The sequence below is a fragment of the Leptospira chreensis genome (genome assembly GCF_016919165.1).
Classification (GTDB): domain Bacteria; phylum Spirochaetota; class Leptospiria; order Leptospirales; family Leptospiraceae; genus Leptospira_A; species Leptospira_A chreensis.
Map to the genome: position 1 here is coordinate 170,118 of NZ_JAFFPS010000071.1, position 20,180 is coordinate 190,297.

General features: G+C 41.5%; 17 protein-coding genes. 12 read left to right on the plus strand and 5 right to left on the minus strand.

Annotated features, from left to right (window positions below; genetic code table 11):
- Positions 1–5 precede the first annotated feature (5 nt).
- Positions 6–1,619 (minus strand): fumarate hydratase, encoded by a 1,614-nt coding sequence (locus JWG41_RS19065; RefSeq protein WP_205271386.1) that lies wholly within the window; start codon positions 1,617–1,619, stop codon positions 6–8.
- A 153-nt stretch (positions 1,620–1,772) separates the two neighbouring features.
- On the opposite strand from JWG41_RS19065, the gene JWG41_RS19070 reads away from it, so the two are divergent.
- From JWG41_RS19070 to JWG41_RS19075, 3 genes are all read left to right on the plus strand, one after another.
- On the plus strand, positions 1,773–2,501 hold the full coding sequence (locus JWG41_RS19070) for an LA_2444/LA_4059 family outer membrane protein (RefSeq protein ID WP_232374119.1): 729 nt from the start codon (positions 1,773–1,775) through the stop codon (positions 2,499–2,501).
- Positions 2,502–2,556: 55 nt separating this feature from the next.
- Positions 2,557–2,736 (plus strand): hypothetical protein, encoded by a 180-nt coding sequence (locus JWG41_RS21060; protein WP_232374120.1) that lies wholly within the window; start codon positions 2,557–2,559, stop codon positions 2,734–2,736.
- Positions 2,737–2,843: 107 nt separating this feature from the next.
- Positions 2,844–3,278: an SRPBCC family protein gene (locus JWG41_RS19075; protein WP_205271387.1), complete on the plus strand. Its 435-nt coding sequence runs from the start codon at positions 2,844–2,846 to the stop codon at positions 3,276–3,278.
- On the opposite strand, the gene JWG41_RS19080 is transcribed toward JWG41_RS19075, so the two are convergent.
- Positions 3,270–3,680 (minus strand): DUF1801 domain-containing protein, encoded by a 411-nt coding sequence (locus JWG41_RS19080; RefSeq protein ID WP_232374121.1) that lies wholly within the window; start codon positions 3,678–3,680, stop codon positions 3,270–3,272. The genes JWG41_RS19075 and JWG41_RS19080 overlap by 9 nt on opposite strands.
- 303 nt (positions 3,681–3,983) lie before the next feature.
- Entirely contained in the window at positions 3,984–4,553 is a 570-nt protein-coding gene (gene loa22, locus JWG41_RS19085) for an OmpA family outer membrane lipoprotein Loa22 (RefSeq protein WP_205271435.1), read from the minus strand.
- A 56-nt stretch (positions 4,554–4,609) separates the two neighbouring features.
- On the opposite strand from loa22, the gene JWG41_RS19090 reads away from it, so the two are divergent.
- The 4 genes from JWG41_RS19090 to JWG41_RS19105 all read left to right on the plus strand — a co-directional run bounded on the left by JWG41_RS19090 (position 4,610) and on the right by JWG41_RS19105 (position 8,387).
- A complete protein-coding gene (locus tag JWG41_RS19090; RefSeq protein ID WP_205271388.1) occupies positions 4,610–5,548 on the plus strand; it encodes an RluA family pseudouridine synthase in 939 nt (312 codons plus the stop codon).
- Positions 5,549–5,572: 24 nt separating this feature from the next.
- On the plus strand, positions 5,573–7,012 hold the full coding sequence (locus JWG41_RS19095) for a hypothetical protein (protein ID WP_205271389.1): 1,440 nt from the start codon (positions 5,573–5,575) through the stop codon (positions 7,010–7,012).
- 73 nt (positions 7,013–7,085) lie between these two features.
- Positions 7,086–7,793, plus strand: a complete 708-nt coding sequence (locus tag JWG41_RS19100) for a TerC family protein (protein ID WP_205271436.1) — start codon at positions 7,086–7,088, stop codon at positions 7,791–7,793.
- 24 nt (positions 7,794–7,817) lie between these two features.
- Entirely contained in the window at positions 7,818–8,387 is a 570-nt protein-coding gene (locus JWG41_RS19105; RefSeq protein ID WP_205271390.1) for a DUF1569 domain-containing protein, read from the plus strand.
- Here the strand turns inward: JWG41_RS19105 and JWG41_RS19110 are convergent.
- A complete protein-coding gene (locus JWG41_RS19110; RefSeq protein ID WP_205271391.1) occupies positions 8,379–10,811 on the minus strand; it encodes a hybrid sensor histidine kinase/response regulator in 2,433 nt (810 codons plus the stop codon). The two genes, JWG41_RS19105 and JWG41_RS19110, sit on opposite strands and share 9 nt — an antisense overlap.
- Before the next feature lie 6 nt (positions 10,812–10,817).
- Between JWG41_RS19110 and JWG41_RS21270 the strand changes: the two genes are divergently transcribed.
- From JWG41_RS21270 to JWG41_RS19130, 4 genes are all read left to right on the plus strand, one after another.
- Positions 10,818–11,414, plus strand: coding sequence for a response regulator transcription factor (locus JWG41_RS21270; protein ID WP_205271392.1), 597 nt, complete (start codon positions 10,818–10,820; stop codon positions 11,412–11,414).
- A gap of 45 nt (positions 11,415–11,459) precedes the next feature.
- Positions 11,460–11,972 carry a SixA phosphatase family protein gene (locus JWG41_RS19120; RefSeq protein WP_205271393.1) on the plus strand — a complete coding sequence of 171 codons (513 nt, stop codon included), beginning with the start codon at positions 11,460–11,462 and terminating at the stop codon, positions 11,970–11,972.
- Complete coding sequence (hpt, locus tag JWG41_RS19125; protein WP_205271394.1) at positions 11,969–12,481, plus strand: hypoxanthine phosphoribosyltransferase; 513 nt, start codon at positions 11,969–11,971, stop codon at positions 12,479–12,481. Before JWG41_RS19120 ends, hpt begins: the two co-directional genes overlap by 4 nt.
- A gap of 177 nt (positions 12,482–12,658) precedes the next feature.
- Positions 12,659–14,158, plus strand: coding sequence for an NHL repeat-containing protein (locus tag JWG41_RS19130; RefSeq protein WP_205271395.1), 1,500 nt, complete (start codon positions 12,659–12,661; stop codon positions 14,156–14,158).
- A 143-nt stretch (positions 14,159–14,301) separates the two neighbouring features.
- Here the strand turns inward: JWG41_RS19130 and JWG41_RS19135 are convergent, their stop codons facing one another.
- The gene (locus tag JWG41_RS19135; RefSeq protein WP_232374123.1) at positions 14,302–18,009 is read right to left on the minus strand and encodes a fibronectin type III domain-containing protein; all 3,708 of its coding nucleotides are present in this window, start codon (positions 18,007–18,009) and stop codon (positions 14,302–14,304) included.
- A 592-nt stretch (positions 18,010–18,601) separates the two neighbouring features.
- Here JWG41_RS19135 and JWG41_RS19140 point away from each other — a divergent pair.
- Positions 18,602–20,122, plus strand: coding sequence for an NHL repeat-containing protein (locus JWG41_RS19140; protein ID WP_205271396.1), 1,521 nt, complete (start codon positions 18,602–18,604; stop codon positions 20,120–20,122).
- Positions 20,123–20,180: the final 58 nt, after the last annotated feature.

Genomic DNA, 20,180 nt, shown 5'->3' on the forward strand with positions numbered 1-20,180 from the left:
TGTTTTTAATTCAGCATCTGGAAAAAATCGTTTCCTTTGTCGTCCACAACAATGAAGGCCGGAAAGTTTTCCACTTCAATCGACCAAATGGCTTCCATACCGAGCTCAGGAAAGTCGAGGACTTCTACCTTCTTGATGTTTTCTTTAGCAAGTAAGGCTGCAGGTCCACCAATGGAGCCAAGATAGAATCCACCATTCTTCTTACAACTGTCCGTTACCACTTTGGAACGATTCCCTTTAGCAAGAGATATCATGGAGTAGCCTTTCTCTTGGAAAAGAGGAACGTAACTATCCATTCGCCCTGCAGTTGTTGGACCAAACGATCCCGATGGCATTCCTTCTGGAGTTTTGGCAGGACCAGCATAATACACAGGATGGTTTTTGAAATAATCAGGCAGAGGTTCACCCTTATCTAATTTTTCTTTGAGTTTGGCATGAGCAATGTCACGAGCCACAACCAACCTTCCCGACAACATAACACGTGTTTTGACAGGATATTTATTTAAGATCCCAAGAATCTCATTCATGGGTTGGTTTAAATTGATATGAACCGTTTCACTACCCGCATCCGATTCCTCTACTGTAGGTAAAAAACGAGCTGGGTCATATTCGAGTTGTTCTAAGTAGATTCCGTCTTTGGTGATTTTGGCTTTGATATTACGATCGGCACTACAGCTGACCCCAAGTCCGACAGGGCAAGAAGCGCCATGTCTTGGCAAACGAATGATTCGAAAATCATGAGCTAAATACTTTCCACCAAACTGAGCTCCAATTCCTGATTTTTGTGCAGCCAGTAACATCTTCTCTTCGAGTTCGATATCACGGAAGGCAGTTCCTTCTTTAGTTCCTTTCGTTGGTAAATGATCCAAATAACCTGCGGATGCGAGTTTGACTGTTTTTAAATTGGCTTCTGCAGAAGTACCACCAATAACTACCGCTATGTGGTACGGAGGGCAAGCAGAAGTTCCAAGATTTGCTACTTTTTCTGAAATGAATTTTTCAAGGGATGCGGGATTCAGAAGGGCTTTGGTTTCTTGATAAAGGTAAGTTTTGTTGGCTGATCCACCCCCCTTTGCCATAAATAGAAAACTATATTTTTGACCTGGTGTGGCATAAATATCCACCTGAGCAGGTAAGTTGGAACCGGAGTTGGTTTCTTCATACATAGAAAGAGGAACCACTTGCGAATAACGTAAGTTACGCTCAACGTATGTGTTATAAATTCCTTTGGAAAGGGCTTCGGCATCGTCCCCACCGGTGATCACATACTCTCCCTTTTTTCCCATAACAATTCCCGTTCCTGTGTCTTGACAAGAAGGCAGTTGTTTGTCCGCGGCAATGACAGCATTTTTGAGAAGAGCCATCGCCACAAATCGATCATTTTGAGTGGCTTCCGGATCATCTAAAATCTTACGAACTTTTTCTAAGTGGCCGGGGCGGAGATAAAAAGCAATGTCTTCCATGGCTTTTTGTGCAAGAAAGGTTAAACCTTCCGGTTCTATTTTTAAAATTTCTTTATCCCCGAATGGGACAGTGCTTACAAAATCTTTGGTTAACAATTTGTAAGGAGTTGTATCTTCCCCGAGTGGGAAGGGATCGGAATAAAAGAATTCTGGCATGGAAACCTCTAAACTATCCTTCTATCTTTAGGGAATTCTCTTTCCAGTAAATGAATTTTTACCGGGACTTTGAGAAACACTAACGGACAAAGCAGGAAGCCAAACGGGAAAATTCGTTTTCCTTTTTCTAAAATCAGTCTATAACAAAGGAAAATGAAACAGAGCCTCATTTACATTTTATTTTTTTCTTTCTCTTCTCTGTTATTTGCAGAAGAGACGGGGACAGTCACGCCGGAACCTGAGGAAAAAAATAAATCCGCTAAATTCAGCTTACTCTTAAAAAGACAAACCTACCAATATCTGCCTTATGAATACACCGCTCTCACTGATAAAAATGAAGCACTGGTTCCCACTCGTTCTAGTTCCGCCTTAAAGGAAAACGGAAAGGTTCTCATTCCTTTTGTATTCAGTTATGAAAATTTAGCGAAGGGTTTTAAATTAGAACTCTCGTACTTTGAAATTGAAATTGTCAATGCAAACACTCTCCTCTACCAACAAACAGCACAAGGGCCAAACATTTCTCGGTATTACCTTTCCCCTATGGCTCGTTCGGAGTTTGAATTCAATGCCTACAAAACTTTCACCCCCTCTCGTGATTGGAATCTTTATTTAGGAGGAGGGCTTCGTAACATCAATCGTTACCTATATGGAAATTATCTAGGGCAAGGAACTTTTAAAGAATACTTTTTTACCTATGGACCACAAGCCTCTCTGCAAAGTATTTACCAACTCACCGGAGACATTGCCTTTCACCTAACATTGGATGTATTTTATACGCAAGGCACTCGGTTTTTCAAACAACCAAACCTAACGGAAGATAGGTTTCAGTATTCTTTATCCACCGCCGGTACAGGGGGGAATCTTTCGTGGATACGAATTTGATGGTTCCCTCTCCTACTCTTTCCATCCCCATATGAAGTTCTTTATCGGTTACAATATGATCGTTTCCAAATTCTCTTATTTACATTATAATGAAATTCAACTCAGTCGCAGTACAGAGAATTTAGGTTCTGCAAGTCCCTCTATCACTGGGGCCTGGGAAATAAACCTCCCCAAAAAATCCGAACACTTTGACACTCTGCGAGGGATTTATCTGGGGATGATGGTGAGTTTTTAAGGAAAGTTTTAAGGGACAAAAGTTAGGTTTTCAATGCATTCTAAGGTCAATGGAATTTCAATTCCTTACTTGACTTAGAAACCAAAGAAAGATAAGATTTTCGAACTATGAAATACACCGTTTCCATCGATATCAACAAACCACTCAATTTTGTGATCCAAACATTTGATGATCCGGAAAATTTGAAACGATGGATGGTGGGATTACAATCCTTTGAACCCATATCAGGAACCCCAGGACAACCCGGTGCTAAATCCAAACTGACTTTCGATATGAACGGACGCAAAATGGAAATGGTAGAAACCATTACCGTTCGTAATCTACCTAAAGAATTTTCTGGGACTTATGAAGTGGGAGGCATTTGGAATTTGGTACAAAACCAATTTGAGGCTCTGTCCCCGAGTCTCACTCGTTATACTTCCGTTCAAGAATTTCGACTGAAAGCACCGATGAAATGGTTTTCCCTATTGTTACAACCTATGTTTCGAAAACAGTCCCTCCAACATATGCAAAACTTCAAACAGTTTACCGAGTCACTTTGATCCCTTCCTATTTTTCTCATAAAGGGAAATCCAATCCTTAGGACTCATTTTCGTAACTAACTCCCCAATCAATTTCCAGGGAATCTCTTCTATCTTTTTAAACCGGATGCAACTTTTTCCCATATCCAATTTGGTTTTAGAATGTTTGGGATACTCCGTTTGAAACCATTTCAAAAGTTTGAGATCGGCATAAATTCCCATATGATACAGAGCCAGACCGTTCTTCTGAGAAGCGATGTGTAGAAAGGGAAGTGCCAGTTCTGGAGTCACATGATAACCTGCTGGGTATGTTTTTTTGGGAACCACATAACCAATCATCTTGTATTGGATGGTTTCGAGGACAGTGTTTGGCATGGTAGGTGAGTTTACCAGATTTTCAAAGAGATACAGTAGAAAAATCAAACTTAGAACCTATTTATTGAAAAATTGATTCCAGGTTCCAATCCCTTGCGCCAGCGATTGCAGTGGAAATCCTTCGTTAAAAATAAGTAGAATTTGGATTTAAATCAAAACCCACGAAGGATTGGAGCGGAAAGCGCGGTCGGTAATGAAAAAAATGGAGATTCGCATAACCAGTCCGAGGCGCCCCCACTAAAAAAACCAATAATCAATTGTATTTACAAAACAGGAAGTGGGTATAAAAAAACCCACCAAAAGGGTGGGTTTCATTTAGAGAAAAATCTCTAGTTTAAAAAGCGAACTTTCTTATTTAGAAACTACTTGGAAAGTCACTCGGCGATTGATCGCGTCTTTTTCATCAAAACCAGAAATTGGTTTAGAAGAACCAGAAGCTTTTGTCACCAATTTGTCCGCAGGAATTCCTTGTTTTACAAGAGCATCTTTCACAGCGTCAGAACGAATTTGTGAGTAGTATCCGTTTCCTTTTTTAGCACCTTCTGCTTCTTCTGGACCGGAAGCGTCTGCGTGACCAGTCACTTCAAGAGCGTAACCTTCAGGAAGTTTTGCAATTGCATCTTTGATGTAAGAAACATTGTCTTTTGCCCAAGTTTTGAAATCTTCTGCTTGGATGTCCGCTTGTTTGTAGCTAAAACCTCTGCGACGAACGCCGTCTGGATAGCGGTAGTCTTTGAGTGCTACATTGATTTCGTCCAAAAGAGCTGCATTGAGATCTCTGGAAGAGACAGTGGATGTTGTTCCCGTAGTGGACGTTGTGTCTTTGGGAGTTTCTTTTTCTTCAGAAGACGAACAATTCGTTAATGAAAGCGAAAGACCTGCGAGGAGGATGAGGCTTAAAAAAAATCCTTTTTTCATCAGTTGACCTACCTTAATGTTTCCATAGTTTAGTTCTTTTCATTAGATAACAACCGAAAATGCAAATATTTCTAACCGTTTCCGAAGATTATGACCAAAGTCGCCTGGATGTCTTTCTAAAAGACAATGCTGGAGACGATCTCAGCCGTTCTACCGTTCAAAAGTGGATTGATTCGGGATTTGTGACCAACAAAACCAAAGAACAACTCGCCCATAAAAACGGGTATAAGGTGACTCTTGGTGAAGAGTATGTCGTGAATGTGATCGCAAGACCCCCTTCCCGGCTCGAACCCATCGCTATGGACATTCCTGTCCTTTATGACGAAGACGAATTTATGGTTATCCATAAGAAAGCGGGGATTGCTTGCCACAGTGGACCGGGTGATGACCAACCTTCTCTCGTCAATGGATTGTTACACCAGTTCCAAAACCTATCAGCCACAGGCGGTGAACGTCGTCCAGGAATTGTGCACAGGTTAGACAAACCCACTGAGGGAGTTCTTATCATTGCTAAAACGGATCGCGCTCACGCGGCTCTTTCCAAACTTTTCCAAGACCGGCTCGTGGATAAAACTTATTATGCTTGGGTGCTCCAAGCTCCTGTGGAAGCGGAAGGTACGGTGAACTTACCGATTGGCCGTCATCCCGTAGAACGAGTGAAGATGTGTGTCAGAGAAGATGGACGAATGGCCATCACTCATTACAAAACGGAAAAAATTGTCCAAACACAAACCGGTCGTAAATTTAGTTTGATGAAACTGGGTTTGGAAACCGGTCGTACCCACCAAATCCGTGTTCATATGGCGAAGATGGGTTGTCCTGTTGTGGGGGATACTTTGTATTCTCGTTCGGCAAAAGATTACACGCAATATGGGCTCCTTCTTTTTGCCAAACGATTGGAATTTCCTCATCCTTTCATTCCCGACAAACGGATCTTAGTGGAGTTGGAATTTCCAGAAAGGTTCAAAACCTTCGAAAGGAAATGCCCTAGTTACTAATCGATAGATTTTTTGTAGATATAGATGAAATGGCGTAACCTAAAACCGATTTTAATTTTGTTGGTGCTTTTTGGCACCTTTCATTTGTTTTACGATGCGATTTATGAAAATCATATGGGTGAGGGAACCCATAGTGATATTTTTTATCCCTATTTGTTTGCTCGGGATTTTTGGGTCGGGGGATGGGCCGGGGTTCGCGGATGGAATGTCCCCCCTTGCTCTTATCTTTTCCCCGAGATGATCCTCGCGGTATTCCTGTATCCAGTTTTAAAGTCTGTGTACTGGTTCCACTGGGCCTTTGGATTTTTGTCTTTTGTGATGCCTTTTTATTTGGCAAAAGCCCTTGGTCTGAAAAATAACAAAGCCTATTTGTTTTCTTTGGGATTTTTGGCGATTGCCGGAGTGATGCCGAATAGCCTCGGTCAGTTTTTTCTGCCGGCCTTCCATGCCATGACCTTTCTGTTTGCGGCCTACACAATGTACGAAATCCATCGCTGGGATTCTAAAAATCGAACCCAAGGATTACGATTCCTAATCATGATCTCCCTGGTTTGGGTCTCGGAATATTGGTATTTTGTCAACATTGCCCCTTTTCTTCTGGTGTATGCGATCGTTCGTTTGCGAAAACAATCGATCTACCCTATTGGTTTGGTGGTTCTTGGATTTGGTTTGGGGAAGATTTGGCAAAAGGGAATTCAATCTTTGGGGATTGGAATTTTTACCTCGAAAGAACTTCCGACCATGGACCGAATCCGTGTGGCAAGGGATTTGATTTCTAAAGATCCGAATTCTTGGATCCATGGTGTGATCGAATCCATCACCAAACATCCGATATTTGCCGATTGGTTTTATTGGTATTTGGTTCTTTGTATCATCTACATTTTGTTTTTATTCCTACGTCTTGAATTGAAAAAACAGTTTTTAGATTTGGTTTTCCTTCTCTCTCCCTTTCTTTCGGTGATTGCCTTATTTATCTTTCAAATAGAACCTAACTTTCGCTATTTGTTCTTTTTGCCGTTTTGTATTTTCTTTCTTATCTTTCGGTTGGTTTCGATGTTGCCACTCGTTCGATCGGTCGCCACCTTAGTTTTGTTTCTCGGGCTCGTTTTCTTTTATAATGAGAAGTATCCCCTTCTCGCCAAGTCGATCCAAGAGGGTGAGGCAAAAAGGGCACACAGGTTAGAATGCCTTTCCGAATTTGATCCGAAGGTTCCTGGGGCCGCCACCTATTGGCCGATCAAATACACTTATGCGTTTTCGGACAAAAATTGGACCCTCGTTCCTTTCACAAAAGAAGGGATCTATTACCCTTGGATTTCCAATCGAACTTGGGACAAGGGCCTTGGTGACAAACCATTCACAAGCTTTTCATGGGGAATCACCGAGACCAAAGAATATTTGGATCTTTGGAAGGGAACACGGTTAGTCAAAGAATGTGAGGGTTGGTTTTTTTATAGGCGGTAGTCCCGCTTACAAAAAGGGACCCGGGATTTGGATTGATTCATTTTTCATTTTTAGAACTTTAGGATACGTTATGATAGAAATTCTTTCCGACCCATCGGTATGGCTTGCGCTTTTGACTTTGACTGCTTTGGAAATTGTCCTAGGCATTGACAATATCATCTTTATCTCCATCCTCTCCTCTCGTTTGCCAAAAACAAAACAAAAGTCTGCCCGCCAAATCGGACTTATGCTCGCCATGGTGACAAGAATCCTTTTACTCTTTTCTCTTTCTCTCATCATGAAACTCACGGCTCCGGTTTTTACCATTATCAACCATGCCATCAGTGGTCGTGACATCATTCTGATTTTGGGAGGACTCTTTCTCATTGCTAAGTCCACCACAGAAATCCATCACAAATTAGAAGGAGAACCAGAGTTAGAAGAAGGATCGGGAAAACGAATTTCTTTTACCAAAGTCATCATCCAAATTATGATTTTGGACATTGTGTTCTCTTTGGATTCCGTCATCACTGCTGTGGGAATGACAGACCAGTTAGGTGTGATGATTACCGCTGTGGTTTTGTCTGTAGGTTTTATGTTGTTATCGAGTGGAAGTATTTCCGATTTCGTAGACCAACACCCCACAATCAAAATCTTAGCCTTAAGTTTTTTGATTTTGATTGGTGTGGCCCTTCTCGGAGAAGGTTTGGAATTACACATTCCTAAAGGTTACATTTACTTTGCGATGTGTTTTTCTGTGATTGTTGAATTCTTAAATTTAAAACTTCGTTCCAAAAAATAACCAATTAGCGATAAGGAAAATTACATGAAACGAAAAGAGTTTTTACAAAAAACAGCTTTATCTTATAGCCTTCTCCATTTGCCACTGCGTGCGGAAGGACCAGCCAAAGAAGAAACAAAATCGGAAACATCTAGCGAATCCCCTTGGGAAGATGCAGAGGATCTCTCCGACCTTCGTGAACTCCTCGTTAAGTTACAAGCAGATCCTGAGGAATTTAAACTTTCCGGTACCTGGAGCCCCGGCAAGGTGTTTGCCCACTGCGCGCAAAGTATCGAATATTCGTTAAAAGGATATCCAGAAATGAAATCCTCTATCTTTCGAGGATCTGTAGGTAAGGTTGCCTTTTCTATTTTTGCTTTTAAAAACAAAATGAATCATGGATTGGAAGAACCCATTCCTGGTGCCGAAGACATCGCCAATACTACGGAAATCAAAGCGGGGATCAAAAGACTCATCCAAGCCATTGATGATTTTTCCAAAGCCAAAGAATCTAGTTTAAGACCTCATTTTGCTTATGGAGAACTCACTAAAGGAGAATATGATGTAGCCCATAGCCTCCACATCAGAAACCATATGGAACGAGTGTTAGGGTAAAATAAATTCGATTTGTTGGCAGAGGTCCTCTGCCTTGTACATCTTGGAAAGGTAAGCCGAGACAATAGTTTCCAGCCCCTCTTCTTCTAAAAATTTATCTCCACCAGAAAGAGGGGCATCCGAACTAATTAAAATGATGGGGATCTTTTGGTTTTGGTGGCGGCGACCTTCCCATTCATGAATGAGTGAGATTCCATTCATTCCCGGCATTTGTAAATCGGTAATGACAAGGGTAGGTGTGATTCGGGATAAGTGAGACAAAGCTTCTTCCCCATTTCCTGCTTCAATCACGATCCACTGATTTCTTCGCATAACTTCCGCTAAATCTGATCTAAAGTTTCCGGAGTCATCCACAAGGAGTACAGACTTTGTACTTTTCGATAGAGAGATTTCAAAGGAAGATCCAACGCCGAGTACAGATTTGATTCGTAGTTTTCCAAAATGGGCTTCGAGGATATTCATACAGAGTTGTAAACCAAGTCCTGTTCCGCGTTCCCCAGCAGTTCCCGGCATACTTTTGATATTCTCTTCCCCGGTGAGTTTGTGGATTTGTTCTTCGCTCATTCCGAGTCCTCGGTCCCGAATCTCCACTGATAACCATTTCCCTTTGTAAGAAACGCCAATCCAAACTTCCGAATTGAGATAGGAATATTTGATGGAATTGGTGAGGATATTTTTAAAAACTTCTCCAATCAAAGTTCTGTCGGCGATGATTTCGGCTTGGATGGGAGTGTCTTTTTGGATGCGGATTCCTTTGAGAGTGGCGAGCGGTTCCACTGACTCAATGATTTCATTCAAAAGATCATTCACGGAAAATCGTGTTTGGATGAGTTTGGTTCCAAAGGCATCAAACCGACTGACATCCAAAAGTTGTTCCAACATCCGAAGAGACTGGGTCACACCTGTTTTACAAATTTCCAAAAATTTCTTTTTTTCCACTTCTGTGGATTCATTAAAACTAAAGTCGATTACATCTAAAATTTGATTTACGCTGTTTAGCGGCGAACGTAAGTCATGCGAAATGAGAGAGACAAAGTTTGCCTTCCAACGATTGGCTTTTTCCAATTCCAAAGTACGGGCTTTGACTTTTTTTTCTAGAGCTTCTTTTCTTTTGTATAATTCTTTAGATAAGGATTCGGAACGTTTATAAACACGAACAAGTCCAAAGGTAACGCCGATGGTTTGTGGTAAAATAAACAAATACAAAGAGACAAGTCCCAAAGGTCTATATCCAAAACTGGGATGGGAGATCAAAAATAAATCAATGAACCCACCAATAATTGCCAAAAGCAAACTGAAGAAATACAACCGGCTTTCTTTTCTTTGAAAGTACAAGGCGAGAGAAACGGAAAAAAGACCCAGAATTACAAAGGTTGCTGAAAGAAATTCAAAATAAAAAGAAATTTCGGCAAGATGAGATACGGGAGTGAACATTGCCACAAGAAGAAACGTGAGGGCATAAAGTTTTAAAAATATCAACATCCGCTTGAAAAAACGCAGTTGAGTCATATTCAGAAGAATGTAAGCTCCAAAGTACATAACCAAAACAAATCCGATCCGAGAAAACCGAAATAAGGTAACACAATAATCATCCGAAAAAAGATTAAATAGAATTCTTGTTTCGATGAGAGTAGAAGTTAGAATGAGAATTCCCAAATAAACAAATGCCATTCGCAGTGCATTTCGTTCTGAGCGATTGATAAAATAAACTAATGCATGATAGATGGAAAGAAGTAACATAAAAACCATCAGTATCCAAGAAACTGTAAAATTTACGTTCCAGATATTGATGATGTTTTGTATTTTTCCAAAGCGAATGATCCCATGAATGCCGGCATACTTATGTGAAAAGTTGGATATATGAATGACCAAATCTAATTTTTGAGAAAGAGTTTTGAGTGGGATAATTTTTATATGAAAAGAAGGTTTGTAGTTCTTTTCTGTTTTTGAGATGGTTCCATTTTCAGCAACCAACTCACCATTCACATACATTTTATAAGCGCTATGAAGTACAGGAACCAAAAGAGCTAAATTTTGATTCTCCACAGGAGGATCTGGCAAAATAACTGTTAGGCGGTATGTTGCAAATCCAAAACTGGGGTATACTTCTCCATCTTCATTTTCTTGAGAGAACCAAGGAACTCCCACTTTTAGATAAGATTTGTTTTCGGGAGATTCCAGTTTTGGATCCAAAAACTCATTCCAATAAAATTCCCATTTCCCAGTGAAGTTTATGGTTTCCCCTGAAAGATCAGCGGACCTTGCATCTAAAACACCATCTTTTGCCAGTAAGGTTGGGTAGGCGTCAAACCGGCAGGAGGTGGTGCCCAAAAGGATGAAGATCAAAATTAAGGGATAACTACAAAAAATAAGTAAGTCCCAGAAAGATTTTTGGATGGATGAGAAGAATGCGCTGAGAATCATGAGGCTGTGGAATCCGTTAAAATTGCCATCTTAGAAGACCATTCCGTTGTCACAGAAGGAATCATATCTATCCTAAAATCCAATCCTTTCTTTTCTCTTGCCGGAGAATTTCGAACTGCTGCCGATTTGTTTCATTTTTTAGAATCAAGTCCAGTTAACCTTTTGGTTTTGGACATCGACTTACCGGATCGAAATGGCATCGATGTTTTGCGTGAAATTAAAGAAAAACACCAACCCACAAAAGTCATTATCTTTTCCTTACATGGAAGCCGGGTTTATGTAGAAGATGCTCTCAAAGCCAAAGCCGATGGATATATGTTAAAGTCAGATCCTATCTCCAAACTTCCCGAAGTCATTGAACTTGTGATGAAAGGTGGATCCTTTGTTTCCGACGGAGTGAGTAAAGTACAACTTCCCTTCTCTGCATTCCAAATGGAAATTTTGAACTTACTTGTACAGGGTTTGTCTCAAAACGAAGTGGCGGACCGAATCCAAAAATCGAGAAAAACTGTGGAATACCATCTCAACCAAATGCGTACCAAATTTTCTTGTAAGAACAACAACGAACTCATTTCCAAGTACGAAAAAGAAATACAAAAATAGCAGTTTCGTGATTTCCTATTCGTTTGTTTCGACTATGCTAGAAGTATGAAACAAATCTATTTACTTCGCCATGCCAAATCAGAATGGGATGAACCTTATGATTCTGATTTGGAACGGTCCCTTTCCCGGCGTGGGAAAGAACAATCCAAAGCCTTACGGGAATACTTAAAAGAAAGTCGTGTTGAATTTTTCCAATGTTTTGTTTCCCCAGCCGAGCGGGCGCAAAAAACCAACGCCGCACTTGGCAAAGAAAACCTTCGTTTGCCAAAAACAGACGTACGGGAAGCCAGCTACGGGGGCGACAAAGAAGACCTCCTCTTTTTATTACATGGTCTCTCTCCCAGTGTTCGCTCTGTCTGCCTTGTGGGCCACAATCCTGGGTTGGAAGAACTCGGATCCGCCTTACTTTTTGGGGAAACCTCTCCCACAAAATTTCAGAAATTTCCCACGGCCTCATTTCTCGGCTTGAGTTTTTCCGAAGAATCGTGGAAAGATCTTAGCTGGGGCAATTGCCAATTGGCAGTATTCTGGATCCCTGGGCAAATAGGCAAAGAATGAAACCTTTATATTCAGAAGAAAGAATCCATCAACGCGTAGAAGAACTGGCACGTGAGATCTCTCGCGATTTCCTTAGCAAAGACCTAGTTGTGATTGGGATCTTGAATGGTGGTTTTATCTTCACAGCCGATCTTTGTCGTAGCATTGCCATCCCCCACGAAGTGGACTTTATGGCCGCCTCTTCTTATGAAGACACAACCACTTCTGGAAATTTAAAAATCACCAAAGAACTAAAAAAGTCGGTTCAAAACAAATCCGTTCTCCTTGTGGAAGACATTGTGGATACAGGAAAAACATTAGAATACCTTTTGGAAGAAGTGGGAAAACACAATCCCAAAGACTTGAGAGTGGCAGCACTGTTTTGGAAACAAAACAAAGCAAATCCTCACATTCCTGTTCATTATCCTGGTTTCATTATCGAAGATGAATTTCTTGTTGGTTATGGTTTGGATTACAAAGGTCGGTATCGTAACTTGCCTTATGTGGCAAAACTAGAAGGAACCGAGTAAACTTTTTATTAAAATAGAACTCGTTACAATCTCATCAGTACAACTGATGCGAATTAAATAAAATTCGCTACAAAACAATTGATTTCTCATCATTAACGGGATGAAATTTATTTTCAAGGGCACCTAATTAAAAACAAATTGCCAGGATCCTTCTTCCTAAATCCTTTTCTTATATAGATGAATCTTCGTTTGATTTTGTTTTCTTTGATTCTATGTTTTTCCGCAAACTGCCAAAAATTACCTTTATCCAATCCTTGTGATAGCGAATCGAAAGACTTCTTTCCACAACTGATTGTTTCCGCAAGTATCGAAGGTGGTTTTTGCCAATTACAAGTGGTCAATACTGGTGAATTATACCGGTTCACCGATTTTACTTTTTATAAATCCATTCCTATCTCCGTATTACCGAAATTAGGTTCCAAAACAGATGTGACGGTTCGCCCCAATCTTCCCGAAGGATTGTATGTGGATCCAAATACAGGTGCTCTTTCGGGAATGCCAACAACTCCCATCAGTAGGCAAAGTTATACTGTCTATCGCAAAGGTGTGGTGCAGAGTCAGATCACGATAGAAGTGCGGGATTTGGTAGCGACTAACGTGTATGGGCAGTTGGGAGATTTAACCTGTGGTGATCCTTACATAAATGGAAGTTGCGGTAGTGGAGGACCTGTCACTGCCTATAACTTATCGGGACCAAATGCTGTGATCACCGACAACTCTGGTGGAGTTTATATTGCGAGTGGCAATCGCGTATTATACTATCCACCCGGTCAAACAACAGCTACGCGAGTATATGGACAACATGGGCAATTCACTTGCGATATCGCGAACGCAAATCCAAATCTAAGTTGTATGACATTAAGCATTGCGGCATCTACACTGGTTGACCCACGAGCCTTCTTTTTAGATGCATCGAACAATCTTTTTGTGACCGACACAGGAACCAACCATCGCATATTAGCTTATCCAAATGGGAATACAATTCCGTTTCGTGCCATTGGCGTACCGAACTTTAGTACATCTGGAGGAGCAGCCGTATCTGCTTCATCATTAAGTATCCCTACCCATATGAGCCAAGATCCAAGTGGTGGATTCTATGTGTCCGACACTGGTTACAACCGAGTTCTTTACTTTCCCAAAGATGCAATCCTGCCTACTGAAGTTTATGGCCAGGCGAATTTTAGTAGCGCTGTCACCGCACCGCTTTCTGCAAGTAGCCTTGCTAACAACCAAGGAGTTGTTGTTGATTCAGTCGGAGGGATCTACATTGCAGACACAATCAATAACCGGGTGGTGTATTATCCTAAAGGATCAACAGCTGCTATAAGAGTTTATGGTCAACCTAACTTTACCACAGCCGTAGGCAACACATCGAGCAATGGTTTAAATCAGCCTTTTGGTATTGCTTTAGACCAAAGTGAAAATTTATTCGTGGCAGATTTAAATAACCATCGTGTTCTTGTCTACCCCCGAACCAATCTTGCTACTGGAATGACTGCCTCAGCAGTTGTTGGCCAGTTTGGAAGCTTTGGCTGCGGTAATGAAAATAATAATGGAAGTTGTGGTCTTGGCTCAGTGAATAGCCAAAACTTAAATAGTCCGACTTACGTTCATTTTGATAAACAGGGAAGGATGTACATAGCAGATTCTGGAAACCACCGGGTAGTGGTGTATTAGCTTCAAACTTTTGGCGCCTCGAATTGGTTAGGTGATTGTAGATTGATCCAAACCCGACCGGGCTCACTCCGGGGTGCGCTCTCGCTCCCGTCTCACCCTATGGGTGAGACCGTGGCCCTTCGGATCCCCTGGCGTGGGATTGGTTACCAGATAAAGAGGGAGGGCTTGGCATTATTAGATACATTATTAGTAACAACCAACAACTTTCCGCTTATGGGAACTAAGATAGCGCTAGGAAAGAGGCCTGAATTATTCCCTTGGCCCGCTGATATGTCCGTATACGTGCAACTTGATCCATCTAAATTACAACGAAATAGACTTGGTTTGGAATTATAAGTTCCATTAGACTGTGTGGCAACCAACAGCTTTCCATTAATCTGATCTAAAGCTGCACTAGGAATCACACCAGATTCACTCCCTTGGCCCGCTGATATATCTGTATGCGTGCAGCTTGTTCCATCCAGATTACAACGAAATAGACTTGGTTTGGAACTATTGCCATAATTTGCAGTGACAACCAATAACTTTGCATTGACGCGATCTAAAACGACACTAGGTTGACCACCGGAACTAGTCCCTTGTCCTGCCGATATATCTGTATGCGTACAACTTGTTCCATCCAAATTACAACGAAATAGACTTGGTTTAGCATTATTGGCAGAGTTAGTAGTAACAACTAACAACTTTCCGTTGACGTGATCTAAAACGACACTAGGTTGACCACCGGAACTACCTCCTTGTCCTGCAGATATATCTGTATGCGTGCAGCTTGTTCCATCCAAATTACAACGAAATAGACTTGGTTTATAGTTATTAGCTCCATTATGAGTTACAACCAATAGTTTGCCATTCGTATGATCTAAAACGATTTTAGGTTGATAACATGAATTAGCTCCTTGGCCCACTGATATATCTGTATGGGTGCAACTTGTTCCATCCAAATTACAGCGAAATAGACTTGGTTTGGAACTATTGTTATAGTTTGAAGTTACAACTAACAACTTTCCGTTGACGTGATCAACTTCGATACTAGAGTGACTACCCGAAGATCCAGGTCCTTGTCCAGCAGATATATCCGTATGGGTGCAACTAGTTCCGTCCAGATTGCACCGAAAAAGGGAAGGTTTGCCTTCGAATAAAGTACCTCCATTACGAGTCACAACTAACAACTTACCGCTGGCATGATCTAAAGCTACGCTAGCGAGATAACCGGAATTAAGTCCTTGCCCTGCAGAAATATCTACATGAGTCCCTGCCACACTCATTCCTGGTGGCGTCGACGTTGTAAATGCTCTTGGCTCCATTGCGGAAACGAGACTATACCCTCCGCTATTATTTGCCACTACTCTAAAATAGTATAATGTCCCGCTCGTTAAACCAGTAATGGTCGCATAAGGATTGGTCACTGGACCAAAGCTTGCGGATGCAGTACTCACACCAGGACTTGGGCTATAGTACACTGTGTACGATGTCGCACCAGTTACCGGCCACCACTGCACAAACGCACTCGTTCCTCCTGCTTGGGCTTCCACATAAGCAGGAGCATCTATCGGAACCAAATTCACTTGCACAGTGACCAAAGAAACAGAAGTTCGATTCCCTCCCGCACAACTACCCGCATTGTCCTTAAAGGAAAATTCAAAGACATACTCGCCATTCTTATCAGGTAAAACTTTTGCAAGCTTAGTCGTTCTGCTTTGGATATCCCCAGTGGCTAAGTTGGATAGAGGAGGTTTAGAAATCACTCGCCAATTATACTCATATAAATTTGTTTGAGCCCCACAAAATGAAGCGTCAGGGTCGGATGATAGTGAAGCATCTAGAGTGGCTTCTGTGCCTAGATCAATGGTAAGATTAGATGCCAACTGAATCACAGGTGATTGGTTGGCAAAAGGTGTTGTTGCTTGGAGAACTCCACTCCAAAGACTTCGATTCCCACCCTGGTCAAAAGCGCGGATACAGAAATAATGCACGGTTCCCGAGGATAGCCCACTGACTGTGAATTCTAAAGGAGTGCCTGTAGTGGATGCGACAACACTATTCGAAACAAAAATCCCCGCAGAACAGTCGTCATCTGATACTATGGGAGTGGAACGTCTTCTGATCTCATAAGAAGATGCGGATCCTGTGTTTCCATTGTCTCCCACTGCAGTCCAACTAAGTTTGATTTGATGGTAGGACTCAACAGTGGCGGAAGCGGTGGTAATGTCAGCCGGAGGAACTAGATCTGTCGGAGCATAGGTAGTCGCCGATACGGTTCCACTCCAGGAATTCCGAAGTCCAGAAGAATCAATGGCACGAACACAGAAGTAGTAGGTTGATTGCGGAAGATGTCCATCAATCTCTTTGATTTCTAATAAACCGGAACTTTTCGGGATCATTGTGTGAGCGATACCAGTTGCTGCATCACACTGAAGATTATTGGTAATGGGGGAGCTGGACCTTCTGATTTCGTAGGCAGATGCTTGTCCTAAAACACCGACACTTCCGGGTGCTGTCCATCGCAACTGAATTCTAGAAACAGACATGGGTGTTGCCACCAAATCGGTGATATTCGATGGAGCAATGGTATCTGCCACATGAACAGAGGCGGATACTTCTAAGCTTTGATAGGTGGCGAAAACCCCAGCTACACCAGGTGTTGTCGCCGTAAAGGTAGATGAGTTTAAATTGCCAATAGGAGAACCACCAAGTCCAATACCCGTTGTATGAAAATTGACTTGGACAAATTTTTGAACTCCAGCAAGGAATCCTCTGGCAGAAAATGTGATTGGTTCATTCACTTGCACCCAAGCTTGCGTTGGTAAAATTTCTAAGTTGTCGATGGCAACGGGTAAACCCGGTGGGTATGGTGTTCCCCCTGGTGGACTACCTGCATTGTTTGGATTGAATCCGGTATCAACTTCCCAAACATCATTGAATCCGTCCCCATCACGATCCGGATTGTATTGGCTTATGTATGTGGGATTCCCAGAATCAGCGGGATATAAAAAAGTTCCTGTAGATGGTCTTGCGGTTTTTTGACCGTGGACATCCACGGCAATAACTTGAATTAGGATTCCGCCAGGACTCATCGCTTCGTAAGGGATGTTGGATTCGTACCAATTGGTTGTTCCTTCTCTTTGCATTGAGAAGTAATTTGTCGGTCCACCGGCTGGTCCCACGACCAAATAAACATTCATCGGGTCACCATCTGGTTCCAACACATCGGCTCTGAGTTGGTATGGTATATGTAGGGTTCCCGGTTTTAAATAATAATAGGCACCATTGATGACGGGGGGTAAATTTCCTGGCGGTGGTGTTCCCCCACCAAACATCGAAAAGGTCTTCGTATGGAAAATAATATTTTCCGAATCAAGGGTTGTATTCACACCAGCCCAACCTGGCATTCTGAGTCCATCTGTTTCTGAATTCGTGTTGGATACATGAAATCCTCGACTTTTCCCAAAGTTTAAATTCATCGATTGCGCTTTGGCACGGTCCAGAGCGATAGTCACTACCACTTCTTTTTTGAATTTGTATGATGGTGTTATTTGATAAATGGAACTTGTGGGCACATAACCAGAAGGAAGAGGTGCTTGTGTAGAATTGTATTTTGTGATCTTAAATTCTACTGTTTCATCCATCGCACCTTCTGGGATTAAGATGGTAAAAAGTTCATCACTCGACTGGATGCGTGTTCCCGATGGATCTGCGGTTCCACCACCAGCAGGAACACCCACATCATTGGAACCTAAAAGAACGAGTAAAGAATCCTTAGAAAATTCATTTTTACTTCGATTGAAATCTAAAAATGCAAGACAGTTCCAGAAATAGAATGCTGTAAATAATATCCAAATAAACTTTTTCATATAAAATTTTCCTTATTTAACTAATCCGAATGTTCTAAATTGATATTTTTTGAGGAAATTATTTCCTCGAATCATTGCATTTGGTTTGTCTGTAAATTTTAAAATACAGCACCTAACTCCAATCATATTACCCAAACAAGAAAGACGAATTAATTTATTTCCAATTAGCAAAGAAATCATTTAAATTCAACCGTGTTATTTGATCCCAAGCGACATCGGCTAAAATCCCATAATGAAAATGTTCATTCACTATTAGTGGGCAACTAAAATTAAGAGAAATTTAAGAAATCTCAAAATTTACCGTTCGGAACGTTCTAAAATGGACGAAAAAACGTTTTTAACGGTTTGGGAAAATTTATCAGCGATGATGCAGAGTCAGAATTTTAAGATATGTTAGAGGCGGATTCGATGAATGTTGAAACCTATACCGCAGTTATTTAAGATACGACCCATTCTGACAAAAAGGAAAAAAGGATTTTATCAAAACCATTTCCTATTTTTAGTTGATAGATTGTTTTTAAATCTCGAAATAGCAAAGCACTCCTAAAAAAATATAATTTTGGTTGCCCTCTTACTTGAGAAACTTTCCCAAATGAAAAATCGATTCCAAACGCCAGCTTTATTATTACTATTCCTTACTTTCTTCACATACAACTGCAAACCAGAATCTCTAAACAACCAATGTGACGTTAAGTCCGATTCCTTTTTTTCCAACTTAATCTTCCAAGCGGTTACCACGGCAGAATCCTATCACTGCGGTTACAATCTCGTGAACATTCCCCCGTTTGGTTACAAATACTCAAATTACAGACTCTATCTAAACTTTCCTGTTTCCATCATTCCCCGCCATCCAAAGAACTCTAGTTATTCGATCCAAGGAGTGTTGCCAGCAGGTTTATCCTTTGATGGAGCCACGGGAGAAATCAGAGGAACAGCCACTGCCATCACACCAGCCACCAATCTCACCATCACCAAAAGTAGCCCTGGTTTTGGAATTGTGACGATCACTCTACAAGTGGTGGATACAAGTGCAACGATGGTGTATGGACAATATGGATTTTATCATTGTGCAAATAATTACAATGATGGTGCCTGTGCGCCAGGTGGGCCCGTAACCAATCAAAACTTAAGTTCACCTTATGGAGTCGTAGCCGATTCTTCCGGAGGAGTTTATGTTTCAGGTGTCAACCGAATTCAATATTACCCACCAAATACAATTTCTTCTACAAAAGTGTATGGACAATTCGGAGTTTTTGCTTGTGACACTGCAAACGTCCTTTCAGCAGGTTCATGTTCTGTTGCTACTGTTAATGCAAATTCTTTAAACTCTATCCGCGGATTGGCTTTGGATTCAAATGAAAATCTCTATGGAGTTGATACGGCAAACCACCGCGTTTTATTCTATCCCAAAGAATCTTTCACTGCGACAAATGTCTATGGACAAGCAGGATTTGTCACAGCAATATCGGGCCCCGTGAGTGAATCAACTATGAACACTCCCCTTGGTGTGGCCCAAAATTCCGAAGGTATTTATGTTTCGGAATCAGCGAATCACAGAATCCTTTTTTTTCCTCATGGTTCAACGAAACCAAGTCGTTTGTATGGGCAATCTAATTTTACATCAAATACTCCAAGTGTTTCTAACATCAAAATGAGTAGTCCTTACGGGATGAGTTTAGATTCAGAGGGAGGATTGTACGTTGCAGACTCAGGCAACAGTCGTGTTCTTTATTTTCCCTCAGGCTCAACTACGGCAACTCGAGTTTACGGACAATCTGATTTTGATACCAGTGGCGGTGGTGCGGCTAGCCCAACGACTCTTACCGGGCCCACTAGGGTAGCACTGGATCAAAGTGATAAATTGTTTGTAGCAGATACTACAAACAATCGTGTGGTCATGTATCCAAGGACAACACAAACAGCAGGGATTGCTGCAGTGGCCGTGTTTGGTCAGTTTAACAATTTGAATTGTGGAGCACCAAACAATGATGGGGTTTGCGGTGGACCCATCGTTGGACCGAAAAGTTTATCCAGTCCTACAGGATTGTTTTTCAACCAAAGTGGCCAACTGTATATCGCTGACCGACAGAATAACCGAGTTTTGGTTTACTAAGCTAAGCATACTTACTACCAGCCACGTAGATTTCCTTTGAGGACGGAAGTCCAAAAAA